This is a genomic window from Streptomyces sp. HUAS MG91 (genome assembly GCF_040529335.1).
Taxonomy (GTDB): Bacteria; Actinomycetota; Actinomycetes; order Streptomycetales; family Streptomycetaceae; genus Streptomyces; species Streptomyces tabacisoli.
Genome location: NZ_CP159534.1, coordinates 4,834,847 through 4,858,753, shown reverse-complemented (window position 1 = coordinate 4,858,753; position 23,907 = coordinate 4,834,847). Strand labels below are relative to the sequence as shown.

25 protein-coding genes are annotated in these 23,907 nt (G+C 71.8%); 10 read left to right on the top strand and 15 right to left on the bottom strand.

Annotated elements, in window-relative coordinates; all coding sequences use genetic code 11:
• Positions 1-2 precede the first annotated feature (2 nt).
• From ABII15_RS22145 to hemL, 5 genes are all read right to left on the bottom strand, one after another.
• Positions 3-776: a cytochrome c biogenesis protein CcdA gene (locus tag ABII15_RS22145; RefSeq protein WP_353944057.1), complete on the bottom strand. Its 774-nt coding sequence runs from the start codon at positions 774-776 to the stop codon at positions 3-5.
• Positions 777-782: 6 nt separating this feature from the next.
• Positions 783-1,403: a TlpA disulfide reductase family protein gene (locus ABII15_RS22140; protein ID WP_353944056.1), complete on the bottom strand. Its 621-nt coding sequence runs from the start codon at positions 1,401-1,403 to the stop codon at positions 783-785.
• A 66-nt stretch (positions 1,404-1,469) separates the two neighbouring features.
• Entirely contained in the window at positions 1,470-2,735 is a 1,266-nt protein-coding gene (locus tag ABII15_RS22135) for a hypothetical protein (RefSeq protein WP_353944055.1), read from the bottom strand.
• Between the two features lie 188 nt (positions 2,736-2,923).
• A complete protein-coding gene (locus ABII15_RS22130; protein WP_353944054.1) occupies positions 2,924-3,616 on the bottom strand; it encodes a histidine phosphatase family protein in 693 nt (230 codons plus the stop codon).
• On the bottom strand, positions 3,613-4,938 hold the full coding sequence (gene hemL, locus ABII15_RS22125) for a glutamate-1-semialdehyde 2,1-aminomutase (RefSeq protein WP_353944053.1): 1,326 nt from the start codon (positions 4,936-4,938) through the stop codon (positions 3,613-3,615). Before hemL ends, ABII15_RS22130 begins: the two co-directional genes overlap by 4 nt.
• Positions 4,939-5,320: 382 nt before the next feature.
• Here hemL and ABII15_RS22120 point away from each other — a divergent pair, with 382 nt between their 5' ends.
• Positions 5,321-5,758: a hypothetical protein gene (locus ABII15_RS22120; protein ID WP_111665256.1), complete on the top strand. Its 438-nt coding sequence runs from the start codon at positions 5,321-5,323 to the stop codon at positions 5,756-5,758.
• The gene (locus ABII15_RS22115; RefSeq protein WP_353944052.1) at positions 5,755-6,258 is read left to right on the top strand and encodes a DUF664 domain-containing protein; all 504 of its coding nucleotides are present in this window, start codon (positions 5,755-5,757) and stop codon (positions 6,256-6,258) included. The genes ABII15_RS22120 and ABII15_RS22115 overlap by 4 nt, the downstream gene beginning before the upstream one ends.
• Before the next feature lie 9 nt (positions 6,259-6,267).
• On the opposite strand, the gene ABII15_RS22110 is transcribed toward ABII15_RS22115, so the two are convergent.
• Genes ABII15_RS22110 through ABII15_RS22100 form a run of 3 tightly spaced genes read right to left on the bottom strand, consistent with a single transcriptional unit; the run spans position 6,268 to position 9,303 of the window.
• Complete coding sequence (locus ABII15_RS22110; protein WP_353944051.1) at positions 6,268-7,134, bottom strand: LLM class flavin-dependent oxidoreductase; 867 nt, start codon at positions 7,132-7,134, stop codon at positions 6,268-6,270.
• 4 nt (positions 7,135-7,138) lie between these two features.
• Entirely contained in the window at positions 7,139-8,617 is a 1,479-nt protein-coding gene (locus ABII15_RS22105; RefSeq protein ID WP_353944050.1) for a HAMP domain-containing sensor histidine kinase, read from the bottom strand.
• Between the two features lie 2 nt (positions 8,618-8,619).
• Positions 8,620-9,303: a response regulator transcription factor gene (locus tag ABII15_RS22100; RefSeq protein ID WP_353947151.1), complete on the bottom strand. Its 684-nt coding sequence runs from the start codon at positions 9,301-9,303 to the stop codon at positions 8,620-8,622.
• A 198-nt stretch (positions 9,304-9,501) separates the two neighbouring features.
• Between ABII15_RS22100 and ABII15_RS22095 the strand changes: the two genes are divergently transcribed.
• Both ABII15_RS22095 and ABII15_RS22090 read left to right on the top strand, forming a co-directional pair.
• A complete protein-coding gene (locus ABII15_RS22095) occupies positions 9,502-10,821 on the top strand; it encodes a glycosyltransferase family 4 protein (RefSeq protein ID WP_353944049.1) in 1,320 nt (439 codons plus the stop codon).
• A 202-nt stretch (positions 10,822-11,023) separates the two neighbouring features.
• Complete coding sequence (locus tag ABII15_RS22090; RefSeq protein ID WP_353944048.1) at positions 11,024-12,499, top strand: hypothetical protein; 1,476 nt, start codon at positions 11,024-11,026, stop codon at positions 12,497-12,499.
• Here ABII15_RS22090 and ABII15_RS22085 read toward each other — a convergent pair.
• Entirely contained in the window at positions 12,476-13,153 is a 678-nt protein-coding gene (locus tag ABII15_RS22085; protein ID WP_353944047.1) for a CE1759 family FMN reductase, read from the bottom strand. The genes ABII15_RS22090 and ABII15_RS22085 overlap by 24 nt on opposite strands.
• On the bottom strand, positions 13,150-14,241 hold the full coding sequence (locus ABII15_RS22080) for an LLM class flavin-dependent oxidoreductase (protein ID WP_353944046.1): 1,092 nt from the start codon (positions 14,239-14,241) through the stop codon (positions 13,150-13,152). Before ABII15_RS22080 ends, ABII15_RS22085 begins: the two co-directional genes overlap by 4 nt.
• Before the next feature lie 105 nt (positions 14,242-14,346).
• On the opposite strand from ABII15_RS22080, the gene ABII15_RS22075 reads away from it, so the two are divergent.
• On the top strand, positions 14,347-15,144 hold the full coding sequence (locus ABII15_RS22075; RefSeq protein ID WP_353944045.1) for an AraC family transcriptional regulator: 798 nt from the start codon (positions 14,347-14,349) through the stop codon (positions 15,142-15,144).
• 204 nt (positions 15,145-15,348) lie between these two features.
• On the opposite strand, the gene ABII15_RS22070 is transcribed toward ABII15_RS22075, so the two are convergent.
• From ABII15_RS22070 to ABII15_RS22060, 3 genes are read right to left on the bottom strand one after another with little or no spacing between them, the layout of a single operon-like run.
• A complete protein-coding gene (locus ABII15_RS22070) occupies positions 15,349-15,522 on the bottom strand; it encodes a hypothetical protein (RefSeq protein ID WP_353944044.1) in 174 nt (57 codons plus the stop codon).
• Positions 15,512-16,279, bottom strand: coding sequence for an SDR family NAD(P)-dependent oxidoreductase (locus ABII15_RS22065; protein WP_353944043.1), 768 nt, complete (start codon positions 16,277-16,279; stop codon positions 15,512-15,514). Before ABII15_RS22065 ends, ABII15_RS22070 begins: the two co-directional genes overlap by 11 nt.
• Positions 16,280-16,330: 51 nt before the next feature.
• Entirely contained in the window at positions 16,331-16,666 is a 336-nt protein-coding gene (locus ABII15_RS22060; protein WP_353944042.1) for a YnfA family protein, read from the bottom strand.
• Between the two features lie 85 nt (positions 16,667-16,751).
• Here ABII15_RS22060 and ABII15_RS22055 point away from each other — a divergent pair, with 85 nt between their 5' ends.
• Positions 16,752-17,204: a hypothetical protein gene (locus tag ABII15_RS22055; RefSeq protein ID WP_353944041.1), complete on the top strand. Its 453-nt coding sequence runs from the start codon at positions 16,752-16,754 to the stop codon at positions 17,202-17,204.
• A 13-nt stretch (positions 17,205-17,217) separates the two neighbouring features.
• On the opposite strand, the gene ABII15_RS22050 is transcribed toward ABII15_RS22055, so the two are convergent.
• Positions 17,218-17,625, bottom strand: a complete 408-nt coding sequence (locus ABII15_RS22050; RefSeq protein ID WP_353944040.1) for a helix-turn-helix domain-containing protein — start codon at positions 17,623-17,625, stop codon at positions 17,218-17,220.
• A gap of 149 nt (positions 17,626-17,774) precedes the next feature.
• Between ABII15_RS22050 and ABII15_RS22045 the strand changes: the two genes are divergently transcribed.
• Positions 17,775-18,665 carry an NADP-dependent oxidoreductase gene (locus tag ABII15_RS22045; RefSeq protein WP_353944039.1) on the top strand — a complete coding sequence of 297 codons (891 nt, stop codon included), beginning with the start codon at positions 17,775-17,777 and terminating at the stop codon, positions 18,663-18,665.
• A gap of 190 nt (positions 18,666-18,855) precedes the next feature.
• Here ABII15_RS22045 and ABII15_RS22040 read toward each other — a convergent pair whose 3' ends face one another.
• Positions 18,856-20,049: an RtcB family protein gene (locus ABII15_RS22040; RefSeq protein WP_353944038.1), complete on the bottom strand. Its 1,194-nt coding sequence runs from the start codon at positions 20,047-20,049 to the stop codon at positions 18,856-18,858.
• 191 nt (positions 20,050-20,240) lie between these two features.
• Here ABII15_RS22040 and ABII15_RS22035 point away from each other — a divergent pair, with 191 nt between their 5' ends.
• The 3 genes from ABII15_RS22035 to ABII15_RS22025 all read left to right on the top strand — a co-directional run bounded on the left by ABII15_RS22035 (position 20,241) and on the right by ABII15_RS22025 (position 23,789).
• Entirely contained in the window at positions 20,241-21,140 is a 900-nt protein-coding gene (locus ABII15_RS22035; RefSeq protein WP_353944037.1) for a DUF3558 domain-containing protein, read from the top strand.
• A gap of 161 nt (positions 21,141-21,301) precedes the next feature.
• A complete protein-coding gene (locus ABII15_RS22030; protein WP_353944036.1) occupies positions 21,302-22,219 on the top strand; it encodes a DUF3558 domain-containing protein in 918 nt (305 codons plus the stop codon).
• A 142-nt stretch (positions 22,220-22,361) separates the two neighbouring features.
• Positions 22,362-23,789: a DUF2637 domain-containing protein gene (locus ABII15_RS22025; protein WP_353944035.1), complete on the top strand. Its 1,428-nt coding sequence runs from the start codon at positions 22,362-22,364 to the stop codon at positions 23,787-23,789.
• The last annotated feature ends 118 nt before the right edge of the window (positions 23,790-23,907 follow it).

Here is a 23,907-nt window from a genome sequence, read left to right as displayed (position 1 = left end):
GATCAGATTCCCACCGTGAAGCCGTTGGACCAGATCTGCATCTGCTGGACGAGGGTGTCCCACGCGCCGGTCAGCAGGAGGACGCCGGTCAGGATCATCATGCCGCCGCCGATGCGCATCACCCAGGCGTAGTGCTTCTTGACCCAGCCGAAGGCGCCGAGCGCCTTGCGGAAGGCGATCGCGGCGAGCACGAAGGGGACGCCGAGCCCGAGGCAGTACGCGACCATCAGCAGCGCGCCGCGACCGGCGCTGCCCTGGCTCATGGCCAGGCCGCTCACCGCGCCGAGCGTCGGACCGATGCACGGGGTCCACCCGATGCCGAACAGCGCGCCCAGTATCGGCGCCCCGACGAGCCCGGTCACCGGCCGCTTGTGGAAGCGGAACTCGCGCTGGGTGAGCCAGGGCATGAGCCCGAGGAAGAAGACGCCCATGACGAGCATCACGACGCCCAGCACCTTGGTGAGGACGTCCCGGTACTCCTGCAGCGTCTGGCCGAAGAACCCGAAGAGCGCGCCGCCGGAGACGAAGACCACGGTGAACCCGAGGACGAACAGGGCGGCGCCCGCGGCCATCCGCCCGCGCCTCGCCTCCATCAGGTCGGTGCCGCTGATCCCGGTGACGTAGGAGAGATAGCCGGGAACGAGCGGCAGGACGCACGGCGAGAAGAACGAGACGAGTCCGCCGAGCACGGCGATCGGCAGCGCGAACACCAGGGCACCGTTCTCCACGGTGCCGCCGATTCCGTCAGCGGCGAGTACGACGAGCGAGGAGGCCACCGTCGATCACTTTTCCGCGATCACGGGGTCGACGAGCTCGTGCAGGCTCTTGGCGTTCAGCGCCTTCAGCGAGCGCGCGGCCAGCTTGCCGTCGCGGTCGACGACCAGGGTGTTGGGGATGCCCTGCGGGTTGAGGATGCCCTTGTCGTACTTGAGCAGGAGCCTGCCCGACGGGTCGTAGAAGCTCGGGTAGGTGATCCCGTAGTCCTTCTCGAACGCGATGGCCGAGCCGGACTTGGGGTCACGGGTGTTGATCCCGATGAACTGGACGTCCTTGCCCTTGGTCTCCTCGGCGACCTGGGCGAAGTACTTCGCCTCCAGGCGGCACGGGGAGCACCAGGAGCCCCAGATGTTGATGACGAGGACCTTGCCCTTGTAGTCGTCGGTGCTCAGGGCCTTGCCGGTGAGGTCCTTGCCGGTCAGCGTCGGGGCGTCGTGGCGGTCGGCCTTCTTGACGGTCGAGATCCCGCCGGTGCTCGACACGAAGTTGGTGTTGTTGCCGCCCCCGGAGGTGCCGCCATTGCCGCACGCTGTCAGGACCAGGGCCGCCAGGGCGGCTCCTACGGTCAGCTTGGCGGCGCGGCGCGTGGTCGCGGCGATGCGGGGGGCGCGGCAGGCGGCACTCATGTGAAAAGTTTCGCATGTCCGTTCAAGGGATCTTTGGCACCCCCCTCACGGCCGGAAAAGCCCACTTCAGGAGTGGTTTGTGCGGCTCTTTTCGTGGCGTGGCCCGGTCTTCGCCAGGAACCTCCGCCAGCCCTGCGACGGCTGCTGCCCCACGTCCAGAGTGCGCAGTTTGTCCAGCACCTCGGGATCCTGGACGTCCAGCCAGTCGACGAACTGCCGGAAGGAGACGAGGCGCACGTCGCTGTGGGTCTCGGCGGTGGCCGCGATGTGCTTGAACGCCTCCTCCACGGCGTCCATGTAGATGCCGCCGTTCCACTCCTCGAAGTGGTTGCCGATGAAGAACGGCGCCCGGTTCGTCCGGTACGCGCGGTCGAATCCGGCGATGTACGCGGCCGTGGACTGCTTGCGCCAGCCCGGGTAGTTGTACGAGGGCGCGCGGGTGGAGTTGTGCGACTGGTTCGCCAGCATGTTGTAGTCCATCGACAGCACCTCGAAGGAGCGCCCGGGGAAGGGGACGGCCTGGAGCGGCAGGTCCCAGACCCCCATCCGCTTCTCGGGCCAGCGCTGCCGACCGCCGGGCGAGGACGCGTCGTAGCGCCAGCCCAGCTCGCGGGCGGTGGGCAGCAGGTTGTCCTGGCCGAGCAGGCACGGGGTGCGGCCGCCGACCAGCTCCTTGTCGTAGTCGAACGGCAGCGGCGGCAGGTCCTTCCACCCCGAGTTCGTCCGCCAGCGCTGCACGAACGACTTGGCCTGGTCGATCTCGCTGCGCCACTGGGCGGGCGTCCAGTTGGCGACGGTGCCGCTTCCGGCGCAGAAGTGGCCGTTGAAGTGCGTGCCGATCTCGTGCCCGTCGAGCCAGGCCTGACGGGTGTACTTCAGCGTCGCCTTGATGTGCTCGTCGGTCAGATAGCCGATGTCGGAGGCGCCGACCGGGTTGTTCGGCGGGCGGTACAGGCGCTTCTTGTCCTCCGGCAGCAGATAGAGCCCGGAGAGGAAGAAGGTCATGTGCGCGCCGTGGTCCTCGGCGAGCTTGAGGAAGCGCGGGAACAGGCCGTTGCCCACCTCGCCCGCGCCGTCCCAGGAGAAGATCACGAACTGCGGCGGCTTCTGGCCCGGTTCGAGCCTCTCGGGCGCGCGTGGTTGCTTGGGCTGCTTGCCGGTGTACGCGGTCGAGCCGTCGCCGATGGGCCTCACCGACGGCTGCTTGGGCGCTCCCGGATGCCCCGGTTTGGCCACCGTGGAAGGCGAGTCGCCGGAGCCGCAGCCGGCCAGTGCGGCCGCCGCCGCGCCCGCTCCCATGCCGATGAGTCCCCTACGGCTGACGTCGCGCATCTCGTCCCCTAATCCTCGCGCTCTGCCACCCATTCACAGGGCGGCACCCCCTTAGAGGGCACGAGGAACACGCGGGTTCCTTGAAATAGGACGCTTTTGGGGTGATTTGACGAGTCACACAGCGGAACCAGGGACGGAACACAGAAGGGCCGCCGTCACCGGCGGCCCTTCTGCGCGAAAACCGTGCGTCAGGCGCCGAACGCCTTGTCCTTGCCCTTCACCGGCTTCGCCCCGGCCCGCAGGTGCGCGGGGACGAGGTCGACGGCCGGCTCGGTGTAGCCCACCGAGACGATCTTGTCGCCGCGGTAGGTGAACGTCGTCAGCGAGGCCAGCGTGCACTGCCGCTTGCGCGGGTCGTGCCACAGCCGCCGCTTCTCGACGAACGAGCGCACGATCCAGATCGGCAGCTGGTGGCTGACGCACACCGCCTCGTGGCCGCGCGCCGCGTCCTTGGCCGCGTCGAGCGCGCCCATCATGCGGACGACCTGCTCGATGTAGGGCTCGCCCCAGGACGGCTTGAACGGGTTGACGAGGTGCTTCCAGTTGTCCGGGTTCTTCAGCGCGCCGTCGCCGACGCCGAAGGTCTTGCCCTGGAAGACGTTGCCCGCCTCGATGAGACGGTCGTCACTGTCCAGGTCGAGGCCGTGCGCCTTGGCGATCGGCGTCGCCGTCTCCTGCGCCCGCTCCAGCGGGGAGGCGACGACGTGCGTGATGTCGCGCGCCGACAGGTGCTCGGCGACCCGGTCGGCCATCTGCCGGCCCAGCTCGGAGAGGTGGTAGTCGGGCAGCCGCCCGTACAGGATCCCCTCCGGGTTGTGCACCTCGCCGTGGCGCATGAGGTGGACGACGGTGATGTCGCTGTCGCTCTTCGGAGTGCTCATGCGGTGGCCTCCGCGGCGGCGCGGGCGGCGGCCGGGAGCGCGGCGGCGATGCGCTCGACCGCCCGCTCGTCGTGGGCGGTCGAGACGAACCAGGACTCGAACGCGGACGGCGGCAGGTACACGCCCTGCTCCAGCATCGAGTGGAAGAACGGGGTGAAGCGGAAGGACTCCTGGCCCTTCGCGTCGTCGTAGTTCCGCACCTCGCCGTCCGTGAAGAACACGGAGAACATGTTGGAGGCGTTCTGCACCCGGTGGGCGACGCCCTCCTTGGTGAGCGCCTCGGAGACGAGCGTACGCAGCTGCTCGCTGACCGCGTCGACGACTCCGTACGCGGCGTCGTCGAGCAGCCGGAGCTGGGCGACGCCGGCGGCGGTCGCGATCGGGTTACCGGACAGGGTGCCCGCCTGGTAGACGGGGCCGGCCGGGGCGAGGTGCGCCATGACGTCCGCGCGCCCGCCGAAGGCCGCGGCGGGGAAGCCGCCGCCCATGACCTTGCCGAACGTCATCAGGTCGGGAACGACGCCGTCGACCCCGAACCAGCCGGCCTTCGAGGTGCGGAAGCCCGTCATCACCTCGTCGGAGATGTACAGCGCGCCGTTCTCCCGGCACACCGCCTTCAGCCCCGCGTTGAAACCGTCGCGCGGCGGCACGACGCCCATGTTGCCGGGCGAGGCCTCGGTGATGACGCAGGCGATCTCGCCGGGGTGCGCGGCGAACGCGGCCCGCACCGCCTCGATGTCGTTGTACGGCAGGACGATCGTGTCGCCCGCCTGGGCGCCGGTGACGCCCGGGGTGTCCGGGAGGCCGAAGGTGGCGACGCCCGAGCCGGCGGCGGCCAGCAGCGCGTCGACGTGCCCGTGGTAGCAGCCGGCGAACTTGATCACCTTGGCGCGGCCGGTGAAGCCGCGGGCCAGCCGGATCGCCGACATGGTCGCCTCGGTGCCGGACGACACCAGGCGCACCTGCTCGACGGGCTCGATCCGCGCGACGATCTCCTCGGCGAGCGCGACCTCGCCCTCACCGGGCGTGCCGAAGGAGGTGCCGCGGGAGACGGCCTCCTGCACGGCCGCGATGACCTCGGGGTGTGAATGGCCGAGGATCATCGGCCCCCACGAGCACACGAGGTCGACGTACTCGCGTCCGTCGGCGTCCGTCAGATACGGACCGGTACCGGACACCATGAAACGGGGCGTACCGCCCACGGCTCGGAACGCGCGCACCGGAGAGTTCACGCCACCGGGCGTGACGACGGACGCACGGTCGAAGAGCCCCTGCGAAACGGGTGCCTCATAGGGATAGGGGGTGTTGTTCGCCTCTGCCATGCCTCTCAGCGTACGGCCCGTGTCCGCGGTCCCCTCCGCGCGGACCCGTGGCGGCCTAGACTCGCACTGTCAGAACTCTGTACGGCATCTGTCCGGGTGGTGGGGGCCTCGCTCGCGCAGTTGTTCCGTCGGCACGTTTCGGCGGGTGACCGTGGGGGAGGTCACTGACACGATGATCGGGTTGCGCGGAGGCGGTCGCGCGGCCTAGAAAAGGGCCCTGGCGCCCTGAGAACAGCAGTCGGGTGGAGATATGCATCGCGGTGGCGGCGGACTGGGCGAGGGGACCGACGACCTGGGCCCCCGGCGTGCCCGGCGGGGTAAGCACCGACGCGACGACCGCGGGGAGCCGATGGTGGGGAGCGGAAGCGGGAATGGTGGCCGGGTGGGGGTGACGTACAAATACTTCGGCGCGCCCGACGGCGCCACGGCGGCCCGTGTCCCGATCTCCATGCGTCCCGAGGAGCTCGGCGGGGACGAGCTGGGCATGGGCGGCATGTTCACCAAGATCAAGCCGGAGACGATGGCCGCGATGGTCCTCACCGGCATCGAGGGCATACCCCTGCACAAGGTCCCGCCGCTGGAGCTGGTCGTGCTCCATCCCGACTACGCGGTGGTGAAGCTGCCGATGACGGTCGTCGACCCGCTGCGCGGGGTCGGCGAGGAGGCCGTCGGCGCGGCGGCGTTCATCTGGTCCACGGTCCCCGACCGGGGCGGCCCCCGCGACGCGTTCAACGTGTACCAACTCCTCCACGAATGGCAGGACTTCAGCCACCGGCTGCACGACGCCGGACATCAGGCGTACTGCCTGGTCTGGCCGTGACCGGACGGAGCGGCGAGACCGAGGCGCTGCTGTCCGTCCTGGCGGGACAGCGCCGCCATGTGCTCGGCATCCTCGACGGCCTCGACGACGCGGCACTCCGCAGGCCCGTCCTGCCCTCCGGCTGGTCCTGCCTCGGGCTGGTCCGGCACCTGGCGCTCGATGTCGAGCGGTTCTGGTTCCGGGCGGTCTTCCTCGGCGAGCGGGACGTCATCGCCTCCCTCGACGCCGTCGAGGACGCCTGGCAGGTGCCGCCGGGCACCCCGGCCGCGGACGTGCTCGACGGCTACCGCGCCCACACCGCCCGCGCGGACGCCATCGCCCGTGCCGCCGCCCCGGACGACCCGCTCGCCTGGTGGCCGCGCGAGCTGTTCGGCGAGCCGCATCTGCACACGCTGCGCGACCTGCTGCTGCACGTGATCACGGAGACGGCGTGCCACGCCGGCCATCTCGACGCGGCACGCGAACTCCTCGACGGGCGGCGCTGGCTGGTCCTCACCTGAGGCAGGCCGTCACAGGCGTGGCGGCCCCGCTTCGAGGCGGCGCAGCACGGCGTCGTACGAGTCGATGGACCCGCCGTCCTGGAGCTGCCGTTCGTCCCACCAGGTGGCGCCCGCGTCGGCGAGCGGCCCGATGATGTCGAGCGCCGCGCCCCGGTCGCCGGGCGTGAGCCCGCCGACGACGACCTCGAACTCCGTGCCCGGCGCGTCCCGGTGCTCCTCGATGTACGCGACCACCTCCGCGAGCCGGTCGGGGCGCGGCGGCACCCCGTGCAGGGCGTCGGCGAAGAGCGGGGCGGCGCCGTCCCAGCGGGCCGCGCGGCGCATCGGGCGGCGGTTCGGCCAGAAGCCGCCGATCCACACGGGCGGCCGGGGCCGCTGGACGGTGGCGGGCAACAGCTGGGTGTCGTGGACGCGGTAGTGGGCGCCCACGTGGTCGACGCTCTCGCCGGACCAGTAGCGGGTGAGCACGTCCAGGCCCTCGTCGAGGCGTCCGGCGTGCACGGCGCGGTCGACGGTGTCCCCGAAGCTGCCGTACTCGTCCTCGGCGGGCCCGCCGAGCCCCGCCCCGAAGACGACGCGCCCGCCGCTGAGCGCGTCCAGCGTCGCGACCTGCCGGGCCAGCTGCTCGGGCCGGTAGCGGGGCACGGGCGTGAGCAGGGTGCCGAGCCGGATCCGGGAGGTGGCGAGGGCGGCGGCGGTGAGCAGCATCCACGGATCGCCGAAGGGCTTGCCGCGCCGCACCTGCTTGTCGTGGACCACGTGGTCCCAGATCAACAGGCCTTCCCAGCCCGCCTGTTCGGCCGCCGCGGCGGTCTTCGCGACGGTACGGGCGTCGGCGAAGTCGCCGAAGTTGGGGATGTTCAGGGAGAAGCGCATGGGGTCATGGTGTCCGGCGCGGGGGTGCGGCGCCATGGGGCCGCCGGGCGCCGTTCGCTTCGCCGGACTCCTCAAGTCCCTTCACCACAAAGCCGATCACCGCTCCCCCGCCGTCCCGCCGCGCGGCGAACGGCACTCCGCCGTGGGCCGCCGCGACCTCCCGCACGATCGACAGGCCGAGCCCCGAGCCGGGCAGGCTGCGCGCGGCCGGGGCGCGGTAGAAGCGGTCGAAGACGCGGTCCGCGTCGGTGTCGGCGATGCCGGGGCCGCGGTCGAGGACCTCCACGCGCACCCCGCTGCCGACGCCGGAGAGCCGGGTGACCACGATCTCGATCGGGGCGGTGCCGCCGGTGTCGAACTTGGCGGCGTTCTCCACGAGGTTGGACAGGGCGCGCTGCAACTGCGCCGGGCGGCCGGTGATCGTGGTGTCGACGTCGGGCGGGCCGTCCACGCGGACGGTGATCATGCGGCCGGTGCGGCGCCGGGTCAGCGTCGCGACGTCCTCGGCGGTCTCCGCGAGCGCGACCGCGACGGCCGGTTCGTCGTCCTCCTTGCCGGCCGCCAGCTCCACCAGCTCGTTGACCAGATCGGTGAGTTCACGGGACTCCTGGGCCAGGTCGGCGACGAGCTCCCGGCGGGCGTCGGGCGGCAGTTCACCGATCCGGTGCAGCAGCGAGATGTTGGTGCGCAGCGAGGTCAGCGGGGTGCGCAGCTCGTGGCCCGCGTCCTGCACCAGACGGCGCTGGTCCTCCACCGAGCGGGCCAGGCGGCCCAGCATCCGGTCGAAGGAGCGGCCGAGGCTGCCCACCTCGTCGCCGCCGGTGACCGGCACCGCGACGTCGAGGCGGCCGGTCGACGCCACGTACTCGGCGGTCTGCGCGAGCCGGACCAGCCGCGAGGTGACGCGCCGCGCCAGCCACCAGCCGAACAGGCCGGCCGCGACGACGACCGCGCCCGCGTACAGCAGGGTGCGCCGCTGGAGCTCGGCGAGCAGGTCCTCGGTGTCGCTGAACTCCTGCGCGACCTGCACCGCGCCGCGGCCCCCGCCGAGCGACACCGTCGCCAGCCGGTACTCGTCGCCGTCGATCTGCACGTCGGTGTCCTCGGAGAGGCTGCCCGCCGTCCTCTCGTCGGCGACGCGCCGGTCGTCGGCCTCGACCGGCAGCGGCGGGTTGCCCCGGTCGGTGACCGTGCCGCCGGGGCCGAGGATCTGGATGTCGGTGCCGACCGGCCGGGTCAGGTCGTCGCGCGGGCCGTCGTGGTCCGGGTCGCCGGAGCTGAAGTCGTCGGGCGTGAGCGTCTGCCGGCGCACCTGCTGGCGCAGATCGTGGACGACCTGGTCGAAGACGGCCTCCTGGTCGACGCGGACCAGCCGGGCCGCCGAACCGTAGGAGAGAAAGCCGACGAGCGCCGTCACGCCCGCGGCCACCGCCGCGAACGAAAGGGCCAGCTTGGTGCGCAGGCTCCGGGAGGCGGGACTCACCCTCAGCCCTCCCTCAACACGTAGCCCACTCCCCTGACCGTGTGGATGAGGGGAACCCGGTCCGGCTCGTCCACCTTGCGCCTGAGGTAGCCGACGTAGACCGCGAGGTTCTTCGAGCCGGGCCCGAAGTCGTAGCCCCAGATCCGGTCGTAGATCGTGGCGTGGTCGAGGACGATGCCGCTGTTGCGGGCCAGCAGCTCCAGGAGGTCGAACTCGGTCCTGGTCAGCTCCAGCTCCCGCACGCCGCGCCAGGCCCGGCGGGCGGCCGGGTCGATGCGCAGGTCGGCGGCGGTCACCTGGCGGCCGTCGTCGCAGGGTTCCTCGGGCGCCGGGGCGGCGCGGCGCAGCAGGGCGCGCAGCCGGGCGAAGACCTCCTCCACGTCGAAGGGCTTCACCACGTAGTCGTCGGCGCCCGCGTCGAGGCCCGCGATCCGGTCCGGGGTCTCGACCAGCGCGGTCAGCATCAGGATCGGGGTGCGGTCGCCCTCGGCGCGCAGCACCCGGCAGACCTGGAGGCCGTCGATGCCCGGCATCATCACGTCCAGGACGAGGATGTCGGGCCGGGAGCGGTGGGCGGCGGCGAGCGCCTCGACGCCGTCGGCGACGGCCGTGACCACATAGCCCTCCAGCGCCAGGGCGCGTTCCAGGGCGTTGCGGATCGGCCGGTCGTCCTCGGCGAGCAGCACGGTCGGAGCGGGGGCCGGGGTGAGCGGAGAGGTGTGCGACACCCAGCCAGTGTGCCCCCGGGCCGGGTGTGCATCCCCTGATCAGCCGTCCGCCAAAGGGCTTCTTACTTGCCTCTCACCCCCACCGGACGGGCGGCTTACCTGATCCGGCCAGGCTCCCTTCCGGACATTGGGGGCAAGCCGGGGAAGGCAGTACGCATGAAGATCGTGTTCCTGCTGCACAACGTGTACGCCATAGGCGGCACGGTGCGCACGACGCTCAACCTCGCCGCCGCGCTCACCGAGCACGGCGGCCACGAGGTGGAGATCGTGTCGATGTCCCGGCACCGGGAGACGCCGCGCTTCCCGGTCGACCCGCGGATCGGGCTCGTCCCGCTCGTCGACACCCGGGACGGCAGCGCCGACAGCGCCCTGCCCGCGTACGGCGAACCGGCCCGGGAGTTCCCGGCCGCCGAGAAGCGCCACAAGCAGTACTCGCTCCTGCACGACCAGCGGGTGCGCGCGTACCTGGAGGAGCGGTGCGACGCCGATGTCGTCATCGGCACCCGCCCCGGCGTCAACGTCTACCTCGCGAAGTGGGGCCCGAAGCGGGCGCTGCGGCTCGCGCAGGAGCACCTGCGGCACGACGCGCACAGCAAGAAGCTGCGGTCGGTGCTCGCCCGCTACTACCGGCAGCTCGACGCGGTCGTGACGGTGACCGAGGAGGACGCGGCGGTCTACCGCGCGCGGATGGTGCTGCCGGGGGTGCGGGTGCTGTCCGTGCCGAACATCGTGCCGCCCGCCCCCGTACCGCCGTCGGACGGCACGTCGAAGATCATCGCGGCGGCCGGGCGGCTCGCCCCGGGCAAGCGCTACGACCTGCTCCTGGAGGCGTTCACCGCGGTGGCGGCGAAGGAGCCGGACTGGGAGCTGCGGATCTACGGCGGCGGCGCGCAGGAGGAACGGCTGCGGAATCTGGTGTCCGGGCTCGGGCTGACCGGGCGGGCCCGGCTGATGGGCGCCGTGTCACCGATCGAGCCGGAGTTCGCCAGGGCCTCGCTCGTGGTGAGCGCCTCCGACGCGGAGTCGTTCGGGATGACGCTCGTGGAGGCGATGCGCTGCGGCGTCCCGGTGGTGAGCACGGACGCGCCGCTCGGCCCCGGCGAGATCATCACGGACGGGCACGACGGACGTCTGGTGCCGGTCGGCGACGCGCGGGCGCTCGCCGAGGCCATGGTCGAGCTGATCGAGGACGAGACGCTCCGCAGGTCGATGGGGGCGGCCGCGCTGGAATCCGCGCACCGCTACGACCCGGAGCCGATCGTCGCCCGTTATGGCTTGCTTTTCACCCAACTCGGAGCGACGAGACGGCGTCGTGCAGGGCAACGGCTGCGCGGCCGGGCCGTCAACTGGGCGCGCAGAAAAGCCCGTTCGGTACGCGGGACACGACCCCGCAGACAAACCGGACAAGAGGGGACACGCCATGAAGGCCGAGGTCACCGGGCCGGGGGCGCTGCCGCGCGGCCCCGGACACCGTAGGGGAACGATGCCCACGCCTCCGACGCACGACCACGCCGCACCGCCCACCGAAACGCCCGTCCCGCCGGGGTCCTCGGCCCCCGTTCCCCGATGGCGGCGGGTCCCCGAGGGACGGAGGACGGGCCGGCAAAGTCGGTGGCGGTCCGTCCTCCGTCCCGCACTCGCGCCCGCCGGAGCCCTCGCCCTGGCCGCCGCGGGTCCCGTGTCCGCGGCGGCGTCGGCACCGCCGCGCACCCGGCCCGGGGTACCCCGTTCCCGTGAACGGCGTACTCCGGGCCCCGACATCTGGCTCGCGGCCGTTGCCGCGCTGTACGCAGTCGCCCAACTCACGCTCGTCGTCACCCAGCTGGGCCACGGCCTCGGCTGGGACGAGTCCGTCTACGTCTCCCAGTACGACCCGCGCAATCCGGCCGTCTTCTTCAGCGCGCCGCGCTCGCGCGGCACGAGCCTGCTGACGGCGCCGTTCGTCGCGGCCGGCGCCGGGCCGCTCGCCCTGCGCGCCGTGCTCGCCGTGCTGTCCGCCGCCGCGCTCTACGCGGCGTTCCGCGTCTGGCGCCCGCTGATCGGCGCCCGCACCACCGCGTTCGCCGCGCTGCTCTTCGGCAGCCTGTGGATCAGCGTGCTGTCCGGGGCGATGGCCATGCCCAACCTGTGGGTGGCGTTCGGCGCGGTCGGCGCCGTGGGCTGGTTCCTGCGCGGCGGCACCTGGCAGCCGGCGCTGTGCGTCGCGGTGGTCGCCCTGTTCCGGGCGCCGGACGCGGTGTGGCTGGTGCTGCCGCTCGCCGCGTACGCCCTCGTCGTACGGGGCCGCAGGCGCGCCCTGCCGTGGCTGGCCGCCGGGCTCGCGGCCGGGCTCGCCCAGTGGGTCGTCGAGGCGTACGTGCGCTGGGGCGGGGTCACCGAGCGGCTGCACGTGTCCAGCGCCACCGAGGGCGACATGGGCCCGCACCTGAACCTCGGCACGGCCTGGCGGGCGGTGAACGGCCCGCTGCTGTGCCGCCCCTGCACGGCCGGCGCCCCCGACCGGCCCGGACTCGCCCTGTGGTGGCTGGCGCTGCCGCTGCTCGCGGTGGCGGCGGTCGTGGTGGCCCGGCGCGGCGATCGGCTCCTGACCACCGCGCTGCCGGTGGCCTGCGCGGCATCCCTGAGCGCGTCCTACCTGCTGCTCATCGGCTACTCCGCGCCGCGCTTCCTGCTCCCGTCCTACGCGCTGCTGGCGCTGCCCGTCGCGGTGCTGCTGCGGCGCCTGAAGCGCCGCCGGCCGCTGGCGATCGCCGCCGTCGTCCTCGTCGCGGCGCAGATCGTGACCCAGTTCGTGGTGCTGAACCGGGTGGTCGCCTCCACCGCGGCGACCGACGCCCGCTACGTCGCCGCCGCGCACGGCCTGCGCACCCTGGGCCTCACCCCGCCCTGCCTGGTCACGGGCCCGCGCGCGCTGCCCATCGGCTACGCGGCGGGCTGCGCCTCCGCGCAGATCCAGGGCAACAACACCTCCACGACCCGCGCGGAACTGCTGCGCCGGGCGGCGCGGGTGCCCACGGCGGTGCTCACGCCCCGCGGCGAGCGGCCACCGTCCTACGCCCGGAACTGGACCCCGTACGTGCTGCCCGACACCCACGGCTGGACCGCGTGGAAGGCGCCGGAGCCGGCCGCCCTACGCCTCGTCGGCCGGCCGTAGGGACGCCAGCCGCTGCTCGAAGGGGACCACCTGGAAGCCGTCGGCCGGATCGACCGAGGTGATCGCGCCGTGCAGCGAACGCGGCGCGATCGCGGCGGCGGTGTCCACGTCCGGCGCGGAGTCGGGCACGGTCACGGTCGGCGCCATGAACCGGGCCAGCTCGCCGCCCGCACGGGTGATCCGGGCGGCGAGGCCCTCCTCGCCCCAGTCCTCCGACGCCGCGTACACGGCGGTCGGCAGAACGAGGGCGCGCAGATACGTGAAGAGCGGACGCAGCGCGTGCTCGGTCACCAGGGAGTGCCGGGCGGTACCGCCGGTCGCGGCGACCAGCACGGGCTTGCCGGTCAGCGCGTCCTTGTCGATGACGTCGAAGAACGACTTGAACAGTCCGCTGTAGGAGGCCGCGAACACCGGCGTCACGGCGATCAGGCCGTCCGCGGCCGCCACCGCGTCGAGCGCGGCGGCGAGCCGGGCCGGCGGGAAGCCGGTGACGAAGTGCTGGGCGATCTCGGTGGCGAGGTCGCGCAGCTCGACGACCTCCACCTCCGCGTCCCCAGCGGCCATCTGGTGCAGGGTCGCCGCCGTGAGCCGGTCGGCGAGCAGCCGGGTGGACGAGGGAGAACTCAGTCCCGCGGACACGACGACGAGCTTCATGCGCTCCGGACCTCCTCGGCCTTCGCCGCGACGCGCGCGGCGTGGGTGGGCGCGTCCGGCACGTTCGCCGGGCGCTGGTTCGCGAACTCCTTGCGCAGCACCGGCACGACCTCCTCGCCGAGGAGGTCGAGCTGCTCCAGGACCGTCTTGAGCGGCAGGCCCGCGTGGTCCATCAGGAACAGCTGGCGCTGGTAGTCGCCCACGTAGTCGCGGAAGGACAGCGTCCGGTCGATGACCTCCTGCGGCGAGCCGACGGTCAGCGGCGTCTCGCGGGTGAAATCCTCCAGGGACGGGCCGTGGCCGTAGACCGGCGCGTTGTCGAAGTACGGGCGGAACTCGCGCACCGCGTCCTGCGAGTTCTTCCGCATGAACACCTGACCGCCGAGGCCGACGATGGCCTGCTCCGGCGTGCCGTGCCCGTAGTGGGCGTAGCGCTGGCGGTACAGGTTCACCATCTGCTTGGTGTGACTGGCGGGCCAGAAGATGTTGTTGTGGAAGAAGCCGTCGCCGTAGTACGCGGCCTGCTCGGCGATCTCCGGGGAGCGGATGGAGCCGTGCCAGACGAACGGCGCGACGCCGTCGAGCGGGCGGGGCGTGGAGGTGAACGACTGGAGCGGCGTGCGGAACTTGCCCTTCCAGGTCACGACGTCCTCGTCCCACAGGCGGCGCAGCAGGGCGTAGTTCTCGATGGCGAGGTCGATGCCGTCGCGGATGTCCTTGCCGAACCACGGGTAGACCGGGCCGGTGTTGCCGCGGCCCATCATCACGTCGACGCGGCCGTCCGCGACGTGCTGGAGCATCGCGAAGTCCTCGGCGATCTTCACCGGGTCGTTCGTGGTGATCAGGGTGGTGGAGGTGGACAGGACCAGCTTCTCGGTGCGGGCCGCGATGTAGCCGAGCATCGTCGTCGGGGACGACGGGACGAACGGCGGGTTGTGGTGCTCGCCGGTCGCGAAGACGTCGAGGCCGACCTCCTCCGCCTTGAGCGCGATGGCCAGCATCGCCTTGATCCGCTCGTGCTCGGTCGGGGCACGCCCGGTCGTCGGGTCGACCGTGACATCACCGACGGTGAAGATCCCGAACTGCATGGCTGCTCACCTTCCAGATTGTTGATGCTTCAACTATACCCCTGGAACAGTGCCCCCTCCCCCCTTATTCCGCCCGTTGTCGGTGCCCCGCCGTACGATCCGGACATGGAGCGTGACACGCGCGGGATCGTCGATCCGGACTCGCTGCTGACACGCGTCCGGTTCCGCCGCCACGAGCCCGCGCCGGCGCTGCGCCCGTACGTGGAGAACTACTGGCTCATCGACTGGGACCTGCCCGTCCCCTACGCCTCGCACGTCGTCCCGCACCCCGCGGTGAACCTGACGTTCCAGTGGGACGAGGCGGACGGCCCGCCGTACGGGGAGCTGACCGGCGTCTGGGCGCCCGGCCTCTACACCCGCAAGATCGGCGGGCGCGGCCGGGTCTGCGGGGTGAAGTTCCGGCCCGGCATGTTCCGGCCCTTCGCGCCGGACCGGCCGGTCTCCGCGTGGACCGGCCAGGTGCTGCCGTACGCGGACGTCTTCCCGGCGACCGACCCGGCCGCCGCGCTCCACCCCGCCGACGACCGTGCCCGGGCCGCCGCCCTCGACGCCTACCTGCTGCCCCTCGTCCCGGCCGTCCCCGATCCGCAGGCCGAGCTCGCACGCGGCCTCGTCGCCCGGATCCGCGCCGAGCGCGCCGTGCACCGGGTCGCCGACCTGGCCTCCGAGGAGGGGCTTTCGGTGCGCTCGCTCCAGCGGCTGTTCGCCGGGTATGTCGGGGTCAGCCCCAAGTGGTGCGTGCTGCGCTACCGCATCCATGAGGCGGTGGAGGCGGCCGCCCGGCGCGACGCCGTCGACTGGGCCGCCCTCGCCGCCGACCTCGGGTACGCGGACCAGGCCCATCTCGTCCGCGACTTCACCGCGACGGTGGGGGTGTCGCCGACGGCTTACCCGTCGAACTAGGCCGCCCTTCGCCTGCGGCCCTCGTCGTGGCTGGCCGCGCAGTTCCCCGCGCCCCTGAGGCAGGCGCTCCGCGCAGCCTCCCCGACAGAGTCTGCGGCTCCGCCGCGCCTCTGGTGATGAGATGGCGCACGAAGTGCGCATCTCAGGGGCGCGGGGAACTGCGCGACCAGCCCCCACCGGAGCCGCAGACGATCTACGGCCTCACTACCCCGCGTGCCTGATCGCGTAGATCATCACGAACGCCACGATGTGGATGCCGAAGAGGAAGTAGCCCAGGTACCACCACATGTACCGCTCGCCCTTCTTCTCCTCGGCGAGCCGGCGCTGGTCGAACTCGCGCTGGAGGACGTCCAGCGGATCCGGCGCGTCAGAGCTCACGGTGCACCTTGGTGTTCGACGCCTGGGCGCGCGGCCGGACCACGAGCAGGTCGATGTTCACGTGCGGCGGCCGCGTCACGGCCCAGCTGATCGTGTCGGCGACATCGTCCGCGGTCAGCGGCTCGGCCACCCCCGCGTACACCTTCGCCGCCTTCTCCTCGTCCCCGCCGAACCGGGTCAGCGCGAACTCGTCCGTCTTCACCATGCCGGGCGCCACCTCGATGACCCGCACCGGAGTGCCGACGATCTCCAGGCGCAGCGTCTCCGCGAGCACGTGCTCGGCGTGCTTGGCGGCCACGTAACCGCCGCCGCCCTCGTACGTCGCGAACCCGGCGGTCGAGGAGAGGACGACGACCGTGCCGTCGCCGGACGCGGTCAGGGCGGGCAGCAGGGCCTGCGTCACGTTCAGCGTGCCGAGCACGTTCGTCTCGTACATCCGGCGCCACTGCTCGGGGTCGCCGGAGGCCACCGGGTCGGCGCCCAGCGCCCCGCCGGCGTTGTTCACCAGCACGCCGATCGTCTTGAAGGCCGTCGCGAACTCGTCCACCGCCGCCCGGTCCGTCACGTCGAGGGCGTACGCGGCGGCCTGGTGCCCGGCCGCGTTGATCTCCTCCGCCAGCGCCTCGATGCGGTCCTTGCGGCGTGCCGTGAGCACCACCCGGTATCCGGCCGCCGCCAGCTGCCGGGCCGTCGCGGCACCGATGCCGCTGCTCGCGCCCGTGATGACGGCGATACGGGATGCGGGGGCGGGGGCCATGACTGCTCCTCGGGGCTCGACGGACGGCTGGTGCCAGCGTACGACGGGCGGTCAGTCGCCCCGCGGGGCGTACATGATCACGGCCATCCCCACCAGGCAGATCAGCGCGCCGGCCACGTCCCAGCGGGTCGGCCGGTACCCGTCCGCGACCACGCCCCAGGCGATCGAACCGGCCACGAACACCCCGCCGTACGCCGCCAGGATCCGCCCGAACTCGCCGTCCGGCTGGAGCGTCGCCACGAACCCGTACAGCCCGAGCGCGATCACCCCCGCGCCGATCCACGCCCACCCGCGGTGCTCGCGCACCCCCTGCCACACCAGCCAGGCGCCGCCGATCTCGAACAGCGCGGCGAGGACGAACAGGAACACGGAACGAGCGACGGTCATGCGCCACAGGGTGTCACGCACGTGTCACGGCGCCGCGCACGTGGGATAGATCGGCCCACCGACCCAGCGCACCAGGAGGTCAGCCGTGCACCCGGCCCTCGCTCTCGCCCCCGCCCTCGTCCTCCTGCTGCCGCCGGGCGGCACCGCCCCCGCCGAGGCCGACCTCGCCCACCACGGCAGCGTCCGGCTGGCCGGCGACCGGGTCACCGTCGCTCTCACCCCCGAGAACCACGGCCCCACCGACGTCCCCGACACCACTCTCCGGCTCGCCCTGTCCGCCCCGCTCACCGACGCCCAGCCCGGCCTGCCCGACGCCTGCCTGCGCACGGGCCCGCGCACCGTCGACTGCCGCACCGGCGCCCTTCCCGCGGCGGCCCTCGGCACCCCGCTCACCGTCGACGTCCGCCTCGCCGCACGCCCCACCGAGGTGACCGTCCGCCTCGACACCGTCTGGACCGGCGGCCCGGTCGACCACAACCCGGACAACAACCGGCACCAGGTGCTGGTCCTGGACACAGGGGACACGTACTACTTCTGACAACCCCGGACAGCTACTGGGCGTGGGAGTCGTAGCTCTCCCGCGCCACGGCCACCTCGTCCATGTGCGTCTCCGCCCAGTCCTTCACCGCGACGAGCAGACCGCTCAGGCTGCGGCCCAGCACGGTCAGTTCGTAGTCGACCCGCACCGGCACGGACGGCGTCACCGTCCGCGCCACGAGCCCGTCCCGCTCCAGGCCGCGCAGCGTCTGCGTGAGCATCTTCTGGCTGACGCCCGCGACCTTCCGGCCGAGATCCGAGTACCGCATCGGCCCGTCGTGCCCGGCGAGTGCCGCCACGACCAGGCTCACCCACTTGTCGCTCAGCCGCGCGAGCAGCTGATTGGTCGGGCACTCCCGCAGGAACGCGTCGTACGCGAACCGCGCCTGCTCGCGGCGCTGCGCCGCCGTCCTCGTCGCCATGGCTCCCCGGACCTCCCGCGCACTTCACGGTGCCGTACGCACCTCCAGGTACGTACTTACCAAAAGAGAGTAGCACTCCATAGAGTCGTCACTGCGGAAAGGGAAGCGCAAGAACCGCACCAACTGGCCCAACAAAAACAGGAGTTGTCATGCGAGCAGCAGTCGTCACGGAGTTCGGCGGACCGGAAGCGGTCGAGATCGTGGACGTCGAGCGACCCGAACCGGGCGCGGGCCAGATCAGGATCAAGGTCGCCGGCGCCGCCCTCAACCCGGTCGACGCGGGCGTGCGCTCCGGAGCCTTCGGCGGCGCCGGGCAGCGGATCGGCCTCGGCTGGGACGTCGCCGGAACCGTCGACGCGGTGGGCGACTCCCCCGAGTGGCAGGTGGGCGACAAGGTCATCGCCGTGCACCACGGCCCCATCAAGCAGCTCGGCACCCACGCCGAGTACGTCGTCGTCGACGCATCCGCGGTTGCCGCCGCCCCGACCTCCGTGGACGCGGTCCACGCGGCGAGCATCCCCCTCAACGCCCTCACGGCCGCGCAGACCCTCGACCGGCTCGCCCTGGAACCGGGCCAGTCGCTGCTGATCACCGGTGCGGCCGGCGCCGTCGGCGGCTACGCGATCCAGCTCGCCGCCCACCGCGGCATCGAGGTCACGGCGTACGCGGCCGAGGCCGACGAGGAGCTGACCCGCTCCTTCGGCGCGACGGCCTTCGCGGCACGCGGTACGACGCCCGCCCCTGCGGACGGAGTCCTCGACGCGGCGTTCATCGGCGCCGAGGCGCTCGGCTGGGTCCGGGACGGCGGCGCGTACGTCGGCGTCATCCCCGGCGCGGAACCGGCACCGGAGCGCGGGGTGCGCACATCTTCGGTGGAGGTGACGGCGGACGGCACCCGACTCGCGGAACTCGCCCGCCTGACCGACGAGGGCGTCCTGACCGCCCGGGTCGCCGAGACCTTCCCCCTCACGGACGCGGCGAAGGCCCACGCCCGCCTGGCGGAGGGCGGGGTGCGGGGGCGGCTGGTGCTGGTGCCCTGACGCCATGGCCCCGGCCACGCACAAGGGTGAATCGGATCGATCACCCTGGCGGAAGCCGCCGCCGAAGAGCCGGGCCGCACCCACCAGAGCTGCAATCTGCGCCAGGGGCGGCTCCGCAGCGGAAAGGAACCGATGCCGGAGCAGCGAATCGAGGGCCCGGACCGGCTGCCGCCCGGGCCCTTCAGCCAGGTCAGCCCTTGACGCAGATGACCTGCTTCAGCTTCGCGACGACCTCGACCAGATCCCGCTGCTGGTCGATGACCTGCTCGATCGGCTTGTACGCACCGGGGATCTCATCCACGACACCGGAGTCCTTGCGGCACTCCACGCCCCGCGTCTGCTCCTCCAGGTCCCGCGTCGAGAAACGTCTCTTCGCGGCGCTCCGGCTCATCCTCCGGCCCGCGCCGTGCGACGCGGAGTTGAAGGAGGCCGTGTTGCCGAGGCCCTTCACGATGTACGAGCCCGTGCCCATGGAGCCCGGGATGATGCCGTACTCGCCGGAGCCCGCGCGGATCGCGCCCTTGCGGGTGACGAGCAGGTCCATACCGTCGTAGCGCTCCTCACTCACGTAGTTGTGGTGAGCGCTGATCTCCGGCTCGAAGACCGGCTTGGCCTTCCTGAACTCCTTGCGGATCACGTCCTTGAAGAGCGCCATCATGATCGAGCGGTTGTACTTGGCGTACTCCTGCGCCCAGAACAGGTCGTTGCGGTACGCCGCCATCTGCGGGGTCTCCGAGATGAACACGGCCAGGTCGCGGTCGACCAGGTTCTGGTTGTGCGGGAGGCCCTGGGCCACACCGATGTGATGGTCCGCCAGTTCCTTGCCGATGTTGCGGGAACCGGAGTGCAGCATGAGCCACACCGAATCGGACGTATCGACACAAAACTCTACGAAGTGGTTGCCGGCGCCCAGCGTTCCCATCTGCTTGACGGCCCGCCCCTCCCGGAACTTCACCGAGTCGGCGACCCCCTCGAACCGCCCCCAGAAGTCGTCCCACCCCGCCGTCGCGAACCCGTGCATCCGGCTCGGGTCGACCGGGTCGTCGTGCATGCCGCGGCCCACCGGGATCGCCTGCTCGATCTTCGAGCGCAGGCGGGACAGGTCACCCGGCAGATCGTTGGCGGTCAGCGATGTCTTCACCGCGCTCATCCCGCACCCGATGTCCACCCCCACCGCCGCCGGGCACACCGCTCCCCGCATCGCGATGACGGAACCGACCGTCGCGCCCTTGCCGTAGTGCACGTCGGGCATGACGGCGAGGCCCTTGATCCAGGGGAGGGTCGCCACGTTGCGGAGCTGCTGCATCGCGGCGTCCTCGACCGTGGCCGGATCGGCCCACATGCGGATGGGGACCTTTGCTCCAGGTACCTCTACGTATGACATGAAATCCCCCGTTGTACGCGACAGTTGGGCCTAAGTGAACAGAAGTAGGGAAACGCAAATACCGGAGCCAAGGTCAACAAAAAGGATGCTGGACCGGCGTCCACGGCGATGCGTGCGATAGACATGGCACCATCGGCCGCCCCGCCGCGGCAATCGAATAACCCGGCATCAGCCCAGTAAGGAGCCCCAGGGTGCAGCGGAAGTCGTACGCGTACGTGCCGGGTGTCGCCGTCCTTCTGACAGCGCTGCTCGCCGGGTGCAGCGCAGGCGCCGACGACGGCGGCGGCACCGACGACTCCAAGCCGGACGACGTCAGCACCTCGGCCTCCGTCGCGAAGCCGGGCAAGTACCGCACCCTGCCGGAGCCGTGCGGCCAGCCCGAGCAGAGCATGCTGGACACGATGCTGCCGGGGATCGCGAAGATCACGGACGAGGACCAGCGGGACAGGGCGTACGAGGGCGTGGCGACGACCACGTTCGACACCGGGCGCCGGGTCGGGTGCCGCTGGAAGGACGACTCGGCGGCGGGCGGTTCGCACCGGCTGACGCTGGATTTCGAGCGGGTGGTGTCGTACGACGCCGGGGTGAGCGACGACTCGTCGGCGGAGCAGGTCTTCGCCACGGAGGCCGAGAAGGCGGATCTGCCGGACCCGGGCACGGTGACGGGCACGGTGGAGCCCGGCGGCGCAGATTCCTCGCCGCCGCCCCCCTCGGCCTCCGCGTCGTCGAAGTCGGGGCTGTCCGGCAAGTCGTCCGGGAAGTCCGCCGGCAAGTCGTCCGATCCATCCGAGGAGTCCGGTTCGCCGAAATCGGCCGGTTCGGGCTCCGCGTCCGATTCCGCGTCGCCGACCGATCTCCAGCCGCGCCTGCTCGAAGGCCTCGGTGACCAGGCGTTCCTCAACGACGTACAGGCGGGGTCGACGGCGTCGCCGACCCGGACCGTGACTGTGGTGTTCCGCACGTCGAACGTCGTGGTGACCATCGCGTACGAGGCCCAGCCGACGGCCGCCGGCGACGCGCCGGACAGCAAGGAAATGCAGGACAGGACGCAGGAACTGGCGCGGAAGCTGGTCGGAAAGTTCGGCGAGTAGGGCCGCCGGGACTGCCGGGGCGGGTCCGGGGAAGGCGAGGCGTGCGGGTCGGACAGCGCGTACGGTGGCCCATCGGACCCGGGTTCGTGAAGACCGGTTGAAGGTTGGCCGGTGGTCGCGTGTCCGGTCCGTGCCTCTGTCCGCGTCCCAGTGAAGGAACCATGCACCGTCCGACCAAGCGACTCACCCGCATACTCGCCTGCGCCGCCGCCGTGCCGGTGGTCCTCGTCGTCGCCGGCTGCTCGTCCGACTCGGGTTCCGACGACGCGAGCGCCAAGGACACGGCGTCCTCGGGGGCGAAGGCGTCCGCGTCCACCGCGGGGGAGGCGGCGAAGAAGGTCCGGGCCGCGACGTACAAGTCGCTGCCGAAGGCGTGCGACACCCTGTCGAAGAAGACGCTGGACGACCTCGCGCCGAAGGGCAAGAGCAAGTCCGGGGCGTCGGACGACGAGTCGACGCGGGCCAGCTGCTCCTGGGCGAGCCTGGACAGCAACGGCGTGAAGGGCTCCCAGTACCGCTGGCTGAACGTGTCCATGCTCCGCTTCGACTCGGACGTGAACCGGGGCAGCGGCGACGACCTGGCGTCCGCGTACTACGCGAAGCAGGTCAAGGACGCGCAGTCGGACGAGAGCGCGAAGAAGATGAAGACGTCCGAGGTCGCCGGGACGGGCGACGAGGCGACGCTGGTGCGCTCCGACAGCACGTACAAGGCGAAGAAGAAGGACGTCACCTCGAAGCAGCAGACGGTCGTCTCGCGCATCGACAACGTGGTCGTCACGGTGAACTACAACGGTTCGGGGCTCGCGGGCGAGAAGACGCCGGACGCGGACGAGCTGTCGAAGGACGCCGAGAAGGCGGCCCGCGAGGTGGTGGCCTCGGTGAAGGACACCGTGTCGGGCAAGAGCGCCTCCCCGTCGGCGTCCGCGTCGAAGTCGGCCGACGCGTCGAAGTCGCCGTCGCAGAAGTCCGACGACAAGTCGGGTGAGAAGTCCGGTGACAAGTCCGGCTCCGACTCCTCGAAGTCGTCGAAGTCGCCGTCCGAGTCGGCCTCGCCGTCGGCCTCCGGCAAGGACAAGTAGCCGCCGGCCACCCGGCATTTGCCTGCGGTTTGAGGAGCCCGGCCCCTTTTGGGAGCCGGGCTCCCGGCGTACCGGCCCACAGCGCACCGCACACATGTGCCAGTCTGTGGGCGCAACATGCCGAACTGGGAGGGGAACCGAAGTGGCCGGGCCACTGAAGCTGACACGGACGCACCGGATACTCGCGGGCGTGGTCATCGCCGGGGCGATGGTCATCGCGGGCATCGGTTTCGCCGGTTCCTACGCGGCCGTGCGCGAGCTGGCGATCGAGAAGGGCTTCGGGAACTTCTCCTACGTCTTCCCGATCGGCATCGACGCGGGCATCTGTGTGCTGCTCGCGCTGGACCTGCTCCTGACCTGGATCCGTATCCCCTTCCCGCTCCTGCGGCAGACGGCGTGGCTGCTGACGGCGGCGACGATCGCGTTCAACGGCGCGGCGGCCTGGCCCGATCCGCTGGGCGTCGGCATGCACGCGGTCATCCCGATCCTGTTCGTGGTGTCGGTGGAGGCGGCCCGGCACGCCATCGGCCGGATCGCGGACATCACCGCGGACAAGCACATGGAGGGCGTGCGGATCACGCGGTGGCTGCTGTCGCCGCTGCCCACATTTCTGCTGTGGCGCCGGATGAAGCTGTGGGAGCTGCGTTCGTACGAGGCCGTCATCAAGCTGGAGCAGGAGCGGCTGGTGTACCAGGCGCGGCTGCGCTCCCGGTTCGGGCGGGCGTGGCGGCGCAAGGCTCCGGTGGAGTCGCTGATGCCGCTGCGGCTCGCGCGGTACGGGGTGCCGCTGGCGGAGACCGCTCCGGCGGGGCTCGCGGCGGCCGGTATCGAGCCTCAGCTGCTGCCGCCGCAGCCCGAGGTCCGCTCCCGGCAGGAACTCCCCGTGCTGGAGCGCCCGGTTCCGCAACAGCGGGAGCAGGCGCAGGAGGAGCGGGCGCAGGAGCATCCCCAGCAGGCGCAGCAGAACCAGCAGGCCCAGTCGGCTCAGCACCCCCAGCAGGCCCAGGCCCCACAGCAGGCCCCGCAGCAGCAGCTCCAGGAACAGTCGCAGGAACAGCCGCACCCGGCCGGCCCCGAGGCGGAGTCCGGGGCGCAGGTGCCGAGCCAGTGGTTCGCGCAGCCGCGGCAGGTCGAGTACAACGGCGACTACGACCCGAACTTCGTGCCTCCGGAGGCGCCGCAGCAGCAGCCGCAGCAGGTCCCGGTGCCGGTGCCGCACCAGCGGGCGCCGGAGCCCGCCCCCGTGGCACAGCCGCAACCGCAGCCCCAGCCCCAGCCGGAACCTCAGCCGCAGCCGGAGGCCGACCCGGAGTTCCCGGTGCCGACCGGGGCGGGCGGGACGCGGCCGCTCGGTGACGGGGCGGCGCAGCCGTCGGCGCCGTCGGACGAGGACCTGTACGAGGTGTTCCGGTACTCGATAGACGGTGAGGGCATGCCGACGCCGGGCGCGTTCCAGGCGAACGTGGAGGCGACCTACGGTAGCCGGCTCTCCCAGCGCGATCTGGCCCGCTACCACGAGATGTTCAGCAAGCGCCTGAACGCGGAGTTCGTGGACGACCACATCGCATAATCATTCGCCAGGCTTACATGGGGCCTGCAACCATTTCGGCGGCCGCGGTGTCTTGACCTGCGGCCGTGCTGCCCTGCCCCACGGCCCTGCCGCCCCCACCGGTCACCGATCCGCCCCG